The sequence below is a fragment of the Paenibacillus sp. NPDC056722 genome (assembly GCF_042790635.1).
Taxonomy (GTDB): Bacteria; Bacillota; Bacilli; order Paenibacillales; family Paenibacillaceae; genus Paenibacillus_AQ; species Paenibacillus_AQ agri.
Window position 1 is genome coordinate 243463 of sequence record NZ_JBHTYV010000007.1, and the last position, 14805, is coordinate 258267.

General features: G+C 50.7%; 10 protein-coding genes. 8 read left to right on the forward strand and 2 right to left on the reverse strand.

Annotated elements, in window-relative coordinates; all coding sequences use genetic code 11:
* Nucleotides 1–15: 15 nt before the first annotated feature.
* From ACFRAM_RS18785 to ACFRAM_RS18820, 8 genes are all read left to right on the forward strand, one after another.
* Nucleotides 16–3243: a cellobiose phosphorylase gene (locus ACFRAM_RS18785; protein WP_379467149.1), complete on the forward strand. Its 3228-nt coding sequence runs from the start codon at nt 16–18 to the stop codon at nt 3241–3243.
* 301 nt (nt 3244–3544) lie between these two features.
* Nucleotides 3545–4504: an ABC transporter permease gene (locus ACFRAM_RS18790; RefSeq protein ID WP_379467187.1), complete on the forward strand. Its 960-nt coding sequence runs from the start codon at nt 3545–3547 to the stop codon at nt 4502–4504.
* 18 nt (nt 4505–4522) lie between these two features.
* Nucleotides 4523–5413, forward strand: a complete 891-nt coding sequence (locus tag ACFRAM_RS18795; RefSeq protein WP_379467150.1) for a carbohydrate ABC transporter permease — start codon at nt 4523–4525, stop codon at nt 5411–5413.
* 92 nt (nt 5414–5505) lie between these two features.
* Nucleotides 5506–7200, forward strand: coding sequence for an extracellular solute-binding protein (locus ACFRAM_RS18800; RefSeq protein ID WP_175370835.1), 1695 nt, complete (start codon nt 5506–5508; stop codon nt 7198–7200).
* A 104-nt stretch (nt 7201–7304) separates the two neighbouring features.
* Nucleotides 7305–9227, forward strand: coding sequence for a sensor histidine kinase (locus ACFRAM_RS18805; protein ID WP_379467151.1), 1923 nt, complete (start codon nt 7305–7307; stop codon nt 9225–9227).
* The gene (locus tag ACFRAM_RS18810) at nt 9202–10785 is read left to right on the forward strand and encodes a response regulator (protein WP_379467152.1); all 1584 of its coding nucleotides are present in this window, start codon (nt 9202–9204) and stop codon (nt 10783–10785) included. Before ACFRAM_RS18805 ends, ACFRAM_RS18810 begins: the two co-directional genes overlap by 26 nt.
* Nucleotides 10786–10862: 77 nt before the next feature.
* Complete coding sequence (locus ACFRAM_RS18815; protein ID WP_379467153.1) at nt 10863–11666, forward strand: AAC(3) family N-acetyltransferase; 804 nt, start codon at nt 10863–10865, stop codon at nt 11664–11666.
* A gap of 12 nt (nt 11667–11678) precedes the next feature.
* Nucleotides 11679–12317 (forward strand): histidine phosphatase family protein, encoded by a 639-nt coding sequence (locus ACFRAM_RS18820; RefSeq protein ID WP_379467154.1) that lies wholly within the window; start codon nt 11679–11681, stop codon nt 12315–12317.
* Nucleotides 12318–12384: 67 nt separating this feature from the next.
* Here ACFRAM_RS18820 and ACFRAM_RS18825 read toward each other — a convergent pair whose 3' ends face one another.
* Nucleotides 12385–13656 carry an MFS transporter gene (locus tag ACFRAM_RS18825; protein WP_379467155.1) on the reverse strand — a complete coding sequence of 424 codons (1272 nt, stop codon included), beginning with the start codon at nt 13654–13656 and terminating at the stop codon, nt 12385–12387.
* Between the two features lie 46 nt (nt 13657–13702).
* On the reverse strand, nt 13703–14617 hold the full coding sequence (locus ACFRAM_RS18830) for an ArsR/SmtB family transcription factor (protein ID WP_379467156.1): 915 nt from the start codon (nt 14615–14617) through the stop codon (nt 13703–13705).
* Nucleotides 14618–14805: the final 188 nt, after the last annotated feature.

Sequence of the window (14805 nt, forward strand, 5' to 3'; positions counted from 1 at the left end):
GAGAGGAGTAACAGCATGAGCCATTATTATTTTGATTCCGGCAAATTTGTAATAGAGCAGTTCCATGAAGGCAAGCCATTCGCCAGTTTCCTGCCTGGCCTTGCCGGCCTGAAAGGAATTCCGATGTGGTCCTTCTATGTGAACCGGGGCCAAGGGGTGTGCAGCTTCGGGATTCGCGACAAGAACTCTCCGATCATGGAGTTCTCTCCTGCGAACATCTCCTACAAAAATGTGGCTAACTCCGGCTTCCGGACCTTTATCAAGATTAAGGGCGAGCGAGAAATTTATGAACCGTTCCAGTCGGCACGTCCTGATACCGATGCCAAGCGGGTTATGACTATTCTTCCGAACGGCCTGACCATTGAAGAAAGTCATGCCGGGCATGGACTGAAGACGACAGTTCACTACTTTAATCTTCCGAATGAAGACTACGCTGCACTTGTACGGCGGGTGACGATTGAGAATATCGGAGAACAGGAGATCGACTTTGAACTGCTGGACGGTCTTCCGGAAATTCTGCCGTTCGGTGTGGAGAACAGTGGCTACAAAGACATCGGCAACCTTCTACGGAGCTGGATGGATGTCTACAACTTGGAGAATGGTATCCCGTTCTATAAGCTGCGTTCCAGCACCAATGACGATGCAGAGGTCAGTGAGATTACGAAGGGTCATTTCTATCTGTCCTTTACCGGGGAGGGAGAGAAGATTTCTCCGTTCGTGGATTTTGAGGTTGTATTTGGCGGCAATACTTCACTGTCTTATCCCGACCGGTTCGCGGAGCTATCGTTGTCTGGTCTTGCAGAACTGCCGCAATATCCGGTCAATAAAGTTCCTTGCGGTTTCAGTGGCGTAGCGCGGACTCTGGCTCCAGGATCCAGCCTGACGGTGAACACCCTGATCGGCCATGTCAACGACATTGATAAAATCAATCATAAAGCCACGGACATTAGCCGTGATGCCTATATTACCGACAAAGCTGAGGAAGCGGCCAGACTGACTGAGGATTTGACGGAAGATATTGCAACTAAGACCTCTTCCCCGATCTTTGATGCGTACTGCCGCCAGTCCTATCTCGACAACTTCCTGCGTGGAGGCTACCCGTTTATCTTCGACAACGGTGGAGACGGCTTCGTAGTGCATTTATATTCCCGTAAGCATGGCGACATGGAGCGGGACTACAACTTCTTCTCGCTAGCGCCAGAATACTATTCGCAGGGCAACGGGAACTTCCGGGATATGAACCAGAACCGGCGTAATGATGTGTTCTTCAATCCGAAAGTAGGCAGCTTCAATATCAAAATGTTCTACAGCCTGATGCAGGCTGACGGGTACAATCCACTGAGTGTTCAGGGGACAACCTTTGAAATTCTGCCGGAGAACCGCTCTGCGCTTGAAGCCTGGATTGAGAAGGGCGCAGCAAATCAGCACGAAGGACTTCGCAAGCTGCTCAGCGGCGTTTTCACGGCAGGCGGTCTGATCAATTTCATCGCCGATCATCATGTCGAGCTGCAAGTAGAGGAGCAGGAATTCCTGTCTGGTGTGCTATCCTTGTCCAAACAGAACATTGAGGCTTCCTTCGGAGAAGGCTTCTGGTCTGATCACTGGACGTATAACCTTGATCTGGTCGAAGGCTACCTGGATATTTTCCCTGACCGGAGACAAGAGCTGCTCTTCGGGGACGCTACCTATGCATTCTATGACAGTCCGGCCTACGTTCTCCCGCGCAGCGAGAAATACGTTATTAGCGACGGGAAAGTACGTCAGTACGGCGCGCTACTTGAGGATGAGGAGAAGCTGCACAAGCTGAAGCGTAAAGCCGGAAGCACGGAGTGGCTGCGTACGGAACGCGGACGTGGAGCGGTGTATAATACGAACCTATTTGTAAAAATCGTGTCGCTGGCCCTGAACAAATTCGCTACCCTTGACCCTTACGGGATGGGCGTGGAGATGGAAGGAAACAAGCCGGGCTGGAATGATGCGATGAACGGCTTGCCGGGATTGTTCGGCTCCGGAATGAGTGAGACCTTTGAACTTAAGCGGACTGTATCCTTCCTGCTGGATGTACTGGACAGCCCTGAAAATGCGGAAGGTACAGCACGCCTGCCGGAAGAAATAGCGTATCTGCTGGAGCAGGTGAACACTGCTGTGACTTCTGTGTTGGAGGGAGAGCTGACCCAGTTTGCTTACTGGGATGCGGTAGCTTCGGCCCGCGAGGCTTATCGCGAGAGTATCCGGTTCGGCATTACAGGAAGCGAGTCTGATGTTGCCCTTACTTATATCCGCGGCGCTTTCTCACGGTTCCTGCGCAAGCTTGACGAGGGGATTGAGCGAGCGGTGAAGCTGGGGAACGGACTGACACCGACCTATTTCCGCTTCGAGGCTACCCGGTTTGAGCCTGTGGTGGATGCAGAAGGTGGACCGGTGCTTAGTGGCTATGGTCTGCAAAAAGCAGTAGTGCAGGAGTTTGAGGCCAAGCCGTTGCCTTATTTCCTGGAAGGTCCAACCCGCTGGCTGAAGACCCTGAAGAATCCGGCCAAGGCCAAAGAAATCTATACCTTGATTAAGAGTACTGGACTATATGATCCCCAGACTTCGATGTACCAAACGTCTGTAAGTCTAGAAGAGGAATCTCATGAAATCGGGCGGATGCGCGCCTTCACTCCAGGTTGGCTGGAGCGGGAGTCCAACTTCCTGCATATGTCTTACAAATACTTACTCGAGCTGCTGAAGGCAGGACTATACGAGGAATTCTATTCGGAATTGAAAACCTCGCTCGTTCCGTTCCTTGATCCGGCTGTGTATGGTCGGAGTACGCTGGAGAACTCGTCGTTCATTGCTACAGGAGGCAATCCGGACCCCGGCACGCATGGCCGTGGCTTCGTAGCCCGGTTAAGCGGATCGACGGCTGAATTCCTCAGCATGTGGCGCAAAATGATGGCTGGCAGCAAGGCCTTCTCCGTCGTGGATGGAGAGCTGGCGCTATCCCTCAGCCCTGTGCTTCCGGGCTGGCTGTTTGACGAACAGGGAGAACTGTCTTTCACCTTCCTGGGTCAAACCAAGGTGACATATTATAACCACCGTAAGGTTGATACTTTTGGAGAGGGCGGAGCAACCATCCGCAGTATGACCCTTCAGCATACGGATGGCACGGTTAGCAGAATTAACGGCGCCTTGTTACGTGGAGCAACGGCGGAAGCGCTTCGGCGCGGTGAAATCAGCCTGATCAAGGCTGAATTGGAATAGAAGCACGAGAATAACGTCAAGCGAGCAGTCAACTCGCTTGCCAATGGAATTCAGGCAGCAGACCCCCGGGTTATCCGGAGGTCTGCTGCTTTTTTGTGCTGCGGTGCTATTCTTGATTAACAGCTGGGGGATCAGACCCGAAAAATGGAGCCCCTGACATGAAAAATGAAACCTTACGTAGTGAGCAGGGGAGCGCATACAATGATAGAGAGTTAATTGAAAGCGCTTTTACAAACGAGATAGATAGAGCATGGAGGTCCGTAAGATGGAGAACAAACGAAGCGCCGAACCTGCCGGGGGCATGACACCGCTCATCCCTGCAAATCACAAAACCGGTACCGGCACCGGTAACCGCCCCTCTCTCTGGAGGCGGATGATCGCTCAGAAACACTTGCAGACGATGGCGCTGCTGGGCGTTATTTGGATGATTATTTTCAACTACATCCCGATGTACGGCATCATTATTGCATTCAAGGACTATAACATTGTCAAATCCATTGCTGAGGCTCCGTGGGTGGGGCTGACCCATTTTCGGGAGTTTATGGAGGATGAGAACCTGGTCAATGTCATCAAGAATACACTAGGCATTAGTTTGTTCAAACTGGTCATCGGTTTTCCGCTTCCCATTATATTCGCTTTATTCCTGAACGAGATCCGTTCGGTCCGTTTCAAAAAGAGCATTCAGACGATCTCCTACCTGCCGCACTTTCTCTCTTGGGTTGTGCTGGGCGGAATTTTAGCTACATGGCTTTCAGACGTAGGGATTATAAATAACATTTTGCTGGCGCTAGGTCTAATCGACCAGCCTATCTCTTATCTGGCTGAGCCCAACTACTTCTGGGGAATCGTGATCACGTCTGATATCTGGAAAGAGCTTGGCTGGTCTGCCATCATCTATCTCGCAGCCATCTCCGGGGTCTCTCCTGAAATGTACGAGGCAGCTACGATTGATGGGGCGGGACGTTTTCAGAAAATGTGGTATGTCACCTTACCGGCTATCAAGGCCACGATCAGTATTCTGTTCATTCTGGCGGTCAGCGGTGTACTCAACTCTAATTTTGACCAGATCCTGGTCCTGCGCAACGCCCTCAATGACAGTGCCAGCAACGTGATTGACTACTATGTGTATTACACGGGTATTCTGTCCGGGCGCTTCTCCTATTCGACTGCAGTAGGCCTGCTGAAATCGGTCATTGCGCTAATCTTACTGCTGATTGCCAACAGCGTATCCAAAAAAATCAACGACACGTCGCTGTTCTAGGACAAGGGGGAACTACACATGTGGTCATTAAAGCGTAAAACAACAGGCGAGGCGCTGTTCGATTTGGCCAATAACATCATTATGTTAAGTCTTTGCTTTGTCACGTTGTATCCGATCTGGTATGTAATTGTGAATGCGTTCAATAATGGTTCAGATGCGATGCAGGGCGGAATTTACTGGTGGCCGCGAATGTTCAGCCTGGAGAATTTCAAAGCTGTCTTCGCCAGTCCAGGCATTATGCTCGCTATGTGGATTACCGTCGCCAAAACTTTGGTGGGTACGGTCGCACACGTTTTTTTCACGGCGATGGTGGCTTATGCGTTCTCCCGCAGGAACCTGATAGGCGGCAAAATCTATATCCTGATGGGAACGGTGACCCTCTTCTTCGGCGGTGGACTGATTCCGACCTTTCTGCTGATCAAGGACCTTCACCTGCTTGATAATTTCCTGGTCTATATTATTCCGGTGTTGTTTAGTTTCTTCGATCTTATTATCTTCATGACGTTCTTCCGTGATATTCCTGAGGGGCTTGAAGAAGCGGCGCGTATGGATGGTGCCAATGACTGGTCGATCTTCCTGCGGGTAGTGATTCCGGTATCCATGCCCGTGATCGCGACGATCGCGCTTTTCCATGGCGTGTACCAATGGAATGATTATTTTGCCGGGATCATCTATGTCAATAATCCGGATCTGCAGCCGGTGCAGACGTTCTTGTATCGTGTTGTAGCACAGTCCAGTTCGAATCAGATGATCACGGCCGTACAGGGCAGCAATCTGGTGAAAAGTGTCACCTCACAGTCCATCAAGCTGGCGACGATGATTGTGACCACACTGCCGATTGTCTTTGTCTATCCGTTCCTGCAGCGGTATTTCGTTAAGGGCATGATGCTAGGTTCCATCAAGGGATAGCACACTTCTCCTGGTAACTCCTCCGGCTGCTTGTACTTAGAGCCTGGGTTGCATTTATATTGAATACATTCATAGAAGAGGGGTAAACACACATGGCGATAAAGCGTAAGCCGATGAAAATGGTGACCTTGCTATTGGCAATGATTATGACATTATCTGCAGCAGGCTGTTCCAGCGGCGGTAACAACGGCAGTAATAACGGCGGCAATGCCGAAGGAAGCAAGAGTACAAATGCTCCGGTCCAGACAGAGGCGGCCACAGAGACGAAGCTGTCTGAAGATGAACCGGGCTGGAAGGCCGACACCTCCCCGATCACGTTTGACTGGTACCTGAACTTCTCCTGGTTCCCGAACAAGTGGGGCGTAGATGCTACTTCGAAATATATCACGAAAAAGACGGGTGTCGACATTAACTTCATCGTCCCCGCCGGTAATGAGAATGAGAAGCTCAATACGCTGGTCGCTTCCGGCAAGCTTCCCGATTTCATCACCATTGACTTTGCGAATGATAATGTGAAGAAGATGATTGAAGGAGAGTTGGTGCTTCCGCTGAACAAGCTGGCCGAGGAATACGATCCTTATTTCTTCAAGGCTTCTGACCCGGCGAAGCTGAACTGGTATACCCAAGAGGATGGCAACGTCTACGGGTATCCGAACGCTTCATCGTCCCCGGCTGATTATGAGAAATATGGCGATACCTATGTTGCCAATCAGGTCTTCGTAGTCCGCAAAGATATGTACGAAGCCATCGGCAAGCCGGATATGAGTACACCGGAAGGCTTCTTGAAAGCCTTGCAGCTGGCGAAGGAGAAATACCCGCAAGTGAATGGTCAGCCGCTTATCCCGCTCGGTCTGCATGAATTCGGGGATACCGGAAACTACTCGCTGGAAGCCTATCTTCAGAACTTCCTGGCCATTCCAAGGGAGAAGGACGGCAAGCTCTACAACCGCGAGACAGATCCCGAGTATGTTACCTGGCTGAAGACACTGCGTCAAGCCAACCAGGATGGGCTGTTAGCTAAGGACATCTTTATTGACAAACGTGTTCAAATGGAAGAAAAGATCGCACAAGGCAGATATTTCGCCATGCTATATCAGCGGACGGATTTTGCTAACCAGGAAGGAACGCTCTACCAGAAGAATCCTGAGCAGATTTATATAGCTATCGATGGACCGGCTAACAGCAAACATGATGCTCCGACTTTGGATGGCCCGGGGATCTCTGGCTGGACCATTACTCTCATTTCCAAGAATGTTAAGGACAAAGCACGGGCGATCCGTTTCCTGAGCTATTTGAACAGCGAGGAAGGCAACAAGGATCTTTTCCTTGGTGAAAAAGGGGTCAGCTATGATACGATTGATGGGAAAGATCAATTCAAGCCGGAGGTTCTGGAATTGCTTAATAAGGACCGCTCGTCCTTCGACAAGCAGTATGGTTCTTCCTTTACTTTCTGGATGCTGATGAATACGAATATTACCCAGCAATGGACCAACCCTACGGTTGAGCCGTTCAAACAGTTGGAGGATTGGACCCGGGGCAAGACGAAGAGTGCCTCCGCCTTTGAGGGCATTGACCCGACAGGCAATTCACCGGAAGGAATTATCGGCTCCAAGATTAAATCGCTGCGGGCTAAAACGCTGCCGAAGCTGCTAATGGCGCCATCTGATGCAGAGTTCGATAAGATCTGGAACGATTATCTGGAGAAGCAACAGAAGGAAGGTCTGGAAAAGTTCCAGGCATATCAGCAGAAGAAATACGAGGAGAACAAACAAAAACTGTCGCAATAACACTCAAGCATAACTCATGGCCCGCTGCAGGCGGGCTTTTGAGTTATGTTAATGTCTTTTAAAGGCCTTACCCGTGAGGAGCTAAGCGAGGCAGGGGGGATCAGGTGAGATTGGGCAAGCGTACAGCAATTACATGGCATTCATTTTCTTACTGGTGGGGGCGCAGATCTCTACAGAGCCGCTTGATTGGCGCCTATGTATTTATTATCCTGGGACCGTGTCTGATGGTATCCTATTATTCTTACCGCGCTATCAATAACACGTATGTCCGGGATGCGGTGGAGAAGAACAGCTACTTACTGGAAATGGAGAAGCTGCACATCCTCAACCAGATTGAAGCGATGGAGCGTGCAGCTCAAATGGCTTTTGAAGATAGAGATGTTAAAAGCTATCTGGCCAATGAGCGTGAACCTGATGTCGGAGAGCTTGTCGATTTTAATACAAACGCTTACATTAATTTGATGCGCATTCAGTTTAACAATCCTAACATCGAGCATTTACGCCTCTACTCACAGAGTCCAAGTGTGCATGAAATTTGGCCGATGATCTACCGGGAAGAGCGTGTGATCTCTGAACCTTGGTTCCAGAAGGGCATGCGAGGCAAAGGGCAAGAGGTATGGGCATTTCAAAACACGGATTCAGAGCCAATGCAGAGCTATATCGGGCTGACGCCAAAGAATACACCGAAGATTTCCCTGCTGCGGGAAATGAGCATTCCGGCGGGCCATCATATCGGGATGGTTCAGGTGGATATGCTGCTGGAGCGATTCACACCCAAGACGTACACCAAAGTGCAGGACAGTCAATCCCAGATGTTCCTTGTCGATGATGAAATGCAGTTATTTACACGAACAGACCATTCCTTTTTGCCGGGCAATCCCAATATGACTAAAGCTATTGCAGACCGTACCCGGAAGTACCAGGAGACGGGGGAATGGGATATTCACTATGAAGAGAACGGTAAAAACTATCTGCTGATTAACACCCCGCTGGATCTCATTCATGCTTCATTGGTGAATGTCGTGTCCATGGAGGGCGTCATGAGCGATATTTCCCATACACGTAATCTGATTATCGGTGCCAATATAGGCTTCATCGTCCTGGTCACTGTGATTGCCAATGTGCTGAATGCTTTTATATTGAAGAATCTGCGGCGGCTGACGGAAGCGATGAAGAAAGTGCGCAGAGGCGAAGCTTATAGCGGAATTACCATCCGTGGCGGCGGAGAAGTGGGCGAACTCGCGCACCATTTCTCGAAGTTGATGAATACCATCAACACGCTGGTAGCTCAGGCGGTGCAGAAGCAGGCGCTGTCTAAGGAAGCTGAACTTCGCACACTGCATAACCAGATCGACGCTCATTTTCTTTACAATACACTGGAGAATATTAAAATGCTCGCCGAAATCGAGAATCAGCGGACGATCTCTGACGCGTTGACCTCGCTCGGGGGCATGATGCGCTATAACTTTAAATGGTGCGGTGAGTATGTGAAGCTGCGCGATGAAATCCGCCATATTGAAAATTACATTGATGTTATGAATATCCGTTTTGAACACCCCATTGAGTTAGTCCTGAATATTGCGCCCGCCTATCTGGAGCTAGAGGTGCTGAAAATGTCGCTGCAGCCTATCGTGGAGAACAGTGTCAAGCATGCCTGGCCCGGAGGAGATACGGAAACCGCCTCCCGAAAGATTCACATTGAGGTAGAGGAAGCGGATAGCGATATCTTCATTTCGATCCGTGACAATGGTATCGGGCTTACTCCAGAGAGGCTGGCCTCGTTAAATGATGCGATTTTTAATACCAAGGAGCCGGATATTGAGCTGGCCGGACCGGGAAAAGGCAGCCATCAGGCCGGCGGGATCGGTCTGCGTAATGTCTACCAACGCCTGCAGCTGTTCTATGGTGAATCGTATGGACTTGAAGTACAGAGCAAGACAGGGGAGTGGACAATGGTATCCATGTGTCTGCCGAAAGTACTATTAACGGGGGAAAACAACTATGATGAAGCTTCTAATCGTGGATGACGAGAAGAATATAAGATTTGGGCTGAAAATCATGATTGAACGGGAATATCCGTCCATGTATACGATAACGATGGCTGGAAACGGCGAAGAGGCGCTCGCGTATTACGAGGCTGAGGGGGCCGACATCGTAATTACTGATATCCGCATGCCCGTCATGGACGGTATTGCCCTGCTGGAGCAGCTGTCCGCACAGAACCGGGTGGGGGAAGGTCCCGCACTGGTTATCCTTAGCGGTTATGATGATTTTGAATATGCTAAAAGTGCCATACGTTATCGGGTGAAGGACTATCTGCTTAAGCCGATTCGCCGTGATGAGCTGTTCGGTATTCTGGAGCGTATCCAGAAGGAACGTGACGAGCGGGAGAACAATGTCCGTCTGCAAGAAGAGAAAGCAGCCTGTCTTCGCCAAGAGCTACGCGCAAGTAGGCTACGTGGATTGCTAATTCATGAGGAAGTACAGCCTAATAGGGAGCAGGCGGAGGAGCTGGTCAGCCTGTCCCTGCCTTTTACCGTTGGGGTTCTGAGTTATTATTACAATGACGGTACACGGATGAAGCCCGCTGAGATTCAGGGACTAACGGAGCGCCTGTCTGGACCGCTGGAGAAGAAGTATCCGGAAATATTAACAGACTGGGAAGGTAAACTGGTGCTGATCGGTAGGAGCAAGAAGGATTTCATGGAGTTGTCGCGGCAGGCCGAAGCCAGAGAACTGAAGGGACTGCTGATTGGTGTGAGTAGCCTGGGGCGAGAGGGGATGGACATCCGCCGCTGCTATCAAGAAGCTTGCCGGGCGCTACAGTACACCTTCCTGTATCCCCAAGTGAACTTGATTGATTATGAGAATATCAAAAAAGAGCGCTTGAGCTTCCCCAAACCGGATCAGGAGCTTCACAAGCTGCTTAACATGCTCGGCACAGACCGTGAGAAGGAGCTGAAGACTCTTCTGGCTGCTATTTTTCAAGTAGAACAGATCAAACAGCTCGATCTGGCGTATCTGGAAATGGTGGGGCGTAGGATCAACGAACGCGTGTTAGACGAAGTCTTTCGGGTGCATGGCGAGGCCTCGATGGAGGTGCTAAAACTGTACCGGTCTGTAGGGAGTATGTACAATTTCCGGCATTTTCACGACTATTATCGAACGCTAGAACATTTGCTCCTCTGCGTGAACGATTATATTATTGGAGTAAGGACCGCCCACACCGAGCATAAGGATATGAAGGAGGCGCTGGCCTATATTGAAGCTAATTACAGCCGTCCGCTGAATATGGCTATGGTCAGTAATCACGTTTCTCTGAATTATTCCTATTTCAGCGAAGCTTTCAAGGCATACACCGGTGAGAACTTTATTATATATCTGAAAAAAGTACGCATTCGTCACGCCAAAATACTGCTGTCCGAGGATTCTGGCAGGCTGGCCTACATCGGGGAGGCTGTCGGTTTCGAGAATAGTAAGCAGTTCGCGCGGGTCTTCAAGGAACTTGAAGGCATCTCTCCCGGTGAATACAGAAGCAAAGCTCTACAGGAAATGTATTACGCTCAGGAGGAACGGGAGTCCTAGTCTGCTGATGCCGCTCGGCGGCTCTCTTTGCCAGGGGCGTGGCGGGTTTAGTCGCATAGATGTGGAGGGATTTGAGGGTGGAAATGATTCAGGGCGATCTAATTACAGTAGATACATTGGCGGAGGACTTCCGCCGCCTGGGGGTGCATGAAGGAATGACGCTGGTTATGCACTCTTCGTTTAAATCGCTTGGAGAGTGGGTAGCAGGTGGGCCTGTTGCTGTTATTTTGGCGCTTGAAGAGGTATTGGGGGAAGAGGGTACGTTAGTTATGCCTACGCATTCGAGTGATTTATCCGATCCTTCCGGATGGTCACGGCCCCCGGTTCCTGAGGCCTGGTGGGCTTCAATCCGGGAAAAGATGCCTGCGTATGATCCGGATATGACTCTGCTAAGTGGGATGGGGATCATACCGGATACCTTCCGTAAGCAAAAGGGTGTCAAGCGCAGTGGTCACCCCATTCATTCGTTCGCAGCATGGGGTAAACATAGGGATCAGATCATAGATGGGCATGAGCTGGACTTCGGGTTGGGAGAACATTCTCCTCTGGCCCGCATTTATGATCTGAACGGAAGCGTTCTGTTGTTAGGGGTGGAGAACCTCAACAACACCTCACTGCATCTGGCGGAATGCCGGGCGTCTTTTCCAGGCAAACAGGAAATCGTCAGTGGAGCGCCAATGATGGTAGACGGGAATAGGCAGTGGGTGGAGTTCAAGGAGCTAGACTGGGAATCTGAGGATTTCACGACCCTGGGTGAGCAATTCCAGCAGGATACAGGCCGAATTGCTTTAGGCCAGGTTGCAGCGGCTCCGGCTAAGCTGATCCCTCAGCGGGAGATCGTAGATTATGCGGTAAGCTGGATGGAGCGGAACCGTACATAAGGAGGAACGGCAATGGGTACAACAACAATTTATTTGACCCGGCACGGGCAGACAGAGTGGAATGTGCAGCACCGCATGCAAGGTCATAAAGATTCGGCGCTGACACCGCTCGGTGTCCAGCAGGCAGAGTGGTTGCAACGGGGTCTGGCCACCGAACGAATAGATGCTGTCTACGCAAGCCCGAGCCCGAGGGCTTGGCGGACGGCAGAGATCATTATCGGGGAGCGGAATATTCCGCTTCAGTCTGCCGAAGAATTCCTGGAGATCGGGATGGGGATTTGGGAGGGCTGTGACTCCACAGAGCTTGAGGTCATCCATCCGGATCAGTACGAATATTTCTGGAAGGACCCTGCCAAATTCAAGGTGAAGGGCAGCGAGACCTTTGCAGAAGTACAGGAACGGGCACTGGACAGGCTTGCCGCGATCGTAGATGCCCATAAGGGTGAAGCTGTACTGATCGTCACCCATACGGTGGTGATCAAACTGTTAATGGCATACTTCGAGGGCAGACCCCTTCCTAAGCTGTGGGATCTCCCGTATATCCATCCTACCTGCCTAAGCCGGATTGATTTTACAGGGGACATTCCGGAAATCGTGCTGCATGGAGATATCAGCCATTACGAATCTAATGCTGACGAAGTAAAATCCTGACAGATTACTTTATACCATATCATTGAACTATTACTTATAGAGTTGTTGATCAAAAGGAGATGCTCCGTTATGCCGGAACATCTCCTTTATTCGTTGTTAGATGTTGTTTTTGCCTCTGTTTCGCCTCCAGATCTGACAGATCTCCGTTAATTCCTTTTAGAACAGGTAGTAGCATTGCTACTCCTGAACACAGGATAGGAATCAGACCAGCGGCCAGGAAAAGAATAGGCAGACCGTAAGCATGTGCTATTGCTGCTCCGCCCATAGCACCGACTGGTTGCAGGCTGCCGCCAATCAAAAAGCGGATCGAGTTGACCCGCCCCTGCAAATGGGACGGAACCAGGCGCCCATGTAAGGAAGAACTTAGCGAACCGAAGAAGGGGGCTGCCACTCCGGTGATGAACTGAGCCGCCAGCACCAAGGGATAACTCGAAGCAAATCCTATTAATGTCGTAGAGAGGCCGATAACCATGAGGCTTGATAGCATGACCGTCTGCCTTTGTTTGATTTCTCCAAGGAATGAAATCATGGTTAGCCCGACTAAGGTACCCAGTGCAAAAACTGTAGTCAGAGCACCTATAGCGACGGCATCCCTATTCAGCACATCTCTTACAAAGGGAATGATCATCGTCCAGACAGCAATATTGCACATATTACTGATTGCCACCATGCACATGATCGTCAGCATGGCTGGAAAGTTCTTATAGAAAGAGAAGCCTTCTGTAATCTCCCGGATGTAGCGGGCCAAGGATAAATTGCTCCCGTTCTTTGCAGGTGTCTGCATCTTGGGCAGCCATAGTAAAGTAACGATGGCCCCTGTGTAGCAGACGGCGTAAACACCCATGGCCGGCAGCGCTCCGGCGGCGGCTGTCAGAGCGCCGGCCATGGCAGGACCCAGCAAGGCAGCTGCGTTCTTGAAGCCGTCGATTACGGCAAACGCGCGCACTAGCTTGCGAGTGTCCGCCACGTCGGGCACGACAGCCATCGCTGTTGGCATAAAGAGGGCGGCACATGCACCGCTGAGTCCGGCTGCAAGAAACAGATGCCACAGCTGAAGCTGTCCGGCCAGACCCATCGTCAGCGGCACCAGTATGGCCAGCAGACGCACTGCTGCCAGGCCGGCCATAAATCGGCTGCGGTGCAGCCGATCAGACAACGGTGAACCGATGAGCCGGAGGATGAACTCAGGAATGCTGGAGCTGAGCGCTAAGGCACCCATGGCCAGCTTGGAGCCGGTCAAATCATAGACCAGCCACTCCATCGCCAGCAGCCCGAAGGTATCGCCCAGGGAACTGAGCGATATTGTGGCCAGCAAACCGTAGTAACCGCGTTTTAACATGTGATTCCTCCCTAAAGCTTGGGTTCTCCCTAATGTGCCTTTCCCATCAGCTCTTCATGTAATCGCCGATTTGCCGGGGCAGATCGTCCAGTGCCTCCAGGCGCAGGCTATAGTCTGTAGTCTTATTGTTATAGTGCACGATAACAAGTCCTGCCGCTCGAAGGGTGATGAGATGGTAGTGGATCGTGCTTTTGGATAAGCCGACCTCCCGAACGATCTCGGTGAACGTAAGCTGCTTCCCTGTCAGCAAGCGAAGGATGCAGAGTCTTGTTTCATCCGACAGCGCATGTGTTAGCCGCAGCAGTTCTGCGGGCGGCCGGCCTTCTCCGGGCGGAAGAACATCGCAGGAATAGCTGGTGAAAATAACCTCATCATAAATAGCACTGGTCACGAGTGGACGTGTATGATACTGGGGAATGATCACAACTTGCTTCAGAAGATCCGTAGGATACAGCCGCATGCCTTGTGTAGCCTGCTCATAGACCTCCATACTGTTATCTTTGTTCAACATTTCGCGCCTGTACTCGGCTTGGCGCTCAAGGCCCTCAATGATAGCCTGGTTGATGCCGCTGAAGTAATGGGTGTTCCAAACCCGTAAAGCCTCAGAGGCTAGGTCGCGTAGTTCTGGAAGATTAGGAGGAACGCTGAGGTTATACCGGGCAGCGATCTCATAGAGCTCCCCCGAGGAGAGGGCGTCCAGCCAATCCAGGAAGCTGGTAACAGAACGATCACCTGGACAGTTCCAGATATAAGGATAGAGATTGGACTCATCCGTTGCATCCATGGCTTCTCGCATCTTTTGTAGCTGCGCAGGTGATAAGTGCTGCTGAACTTCCCGAACCCAGAGCTTTCCTGAATCCATGACCGCATGACTCTGCTTGCGGAGAAACGCGTTAAAGCTATTTACACATTCATAAATGGGTGCAAAATCTACCTCCACAGTGTAGTTGATAGGGGGCATAGGTTCACTTGTCCTCTCAGAGTTAATTGATATTGATTAGTTAGGTTAAATGCGATCATTGAATAGGTTCTATAAATGTAGAACCTAATATAGGTTTCATTATAATGGAATAATTTTGAAAATTCAATCCCCGTTTTACCATGGAAATAGCGGTTGTGTTGCAGGCCTGACCTGATGCAGGCTCCGTT

Excerpts from the sequence above, each read along its gene's own strand:
- ACFRAM_RS18820 (WP_379467154.1), top strand. The coding sequence starts at position 11,679 with ATGGGTACAACAACAATTTATTTGACCCGGCACGGGCAGACAGAGTGG.
- ACFRAM_RS18785 (WP_379467149.1), top strand. The coding sequence starts at position 16 with ATGAGCCATTATTATTTTGATTCCGGCAAATTTGTAATAGAGCAGTTC.
- ACFRAM_RS18825 (WP_379467155.1), bottom strand. The coding sequence starts at position 13,656 with ATGTTAAAACGCGGTTACTACGGTTTGCTGGCCACAATATCGCTCAGT.
- ACFRAM_RS18800 (WP_175370835.1), top strand. The coding sequence starts at position 5,506 with ATGGCGATAAAGCGTAAGCCGATGAAAATGGTGACCTTGCTATTGGCA.
- ACFRAM_RS18810 (WP_379467152.1), top strand. The coding sequence starts at position 9,202 with ATGATGAAGCTTCTAATCGTGGATGACGAGAAGAATATAAGATTTGGG.
- ACFRAM_RS18830 (WP_379467156.1), bottom strand. The coding sequence starts at position 14,617 with ATGCCCCCTATCAACTACACTGTGGAGGTAGATTTTGCACCCATTTAT.
- ACFRAM_RS18790 (WP_379467187.1), top strand. The coding sequence starts at position 3,545 with ATGACACCGCTCATCCCTGCAAATCACAAAACCGGTACCGGCACCGGT.
- ACFRAM_RS18795 (WP_379467150.1), top strand. The coding sequence starts at position 4,523 with ATGTGGTCATTAAAGCGTAAAACAACAGGCGAGGCGCTGTTCGATTTG.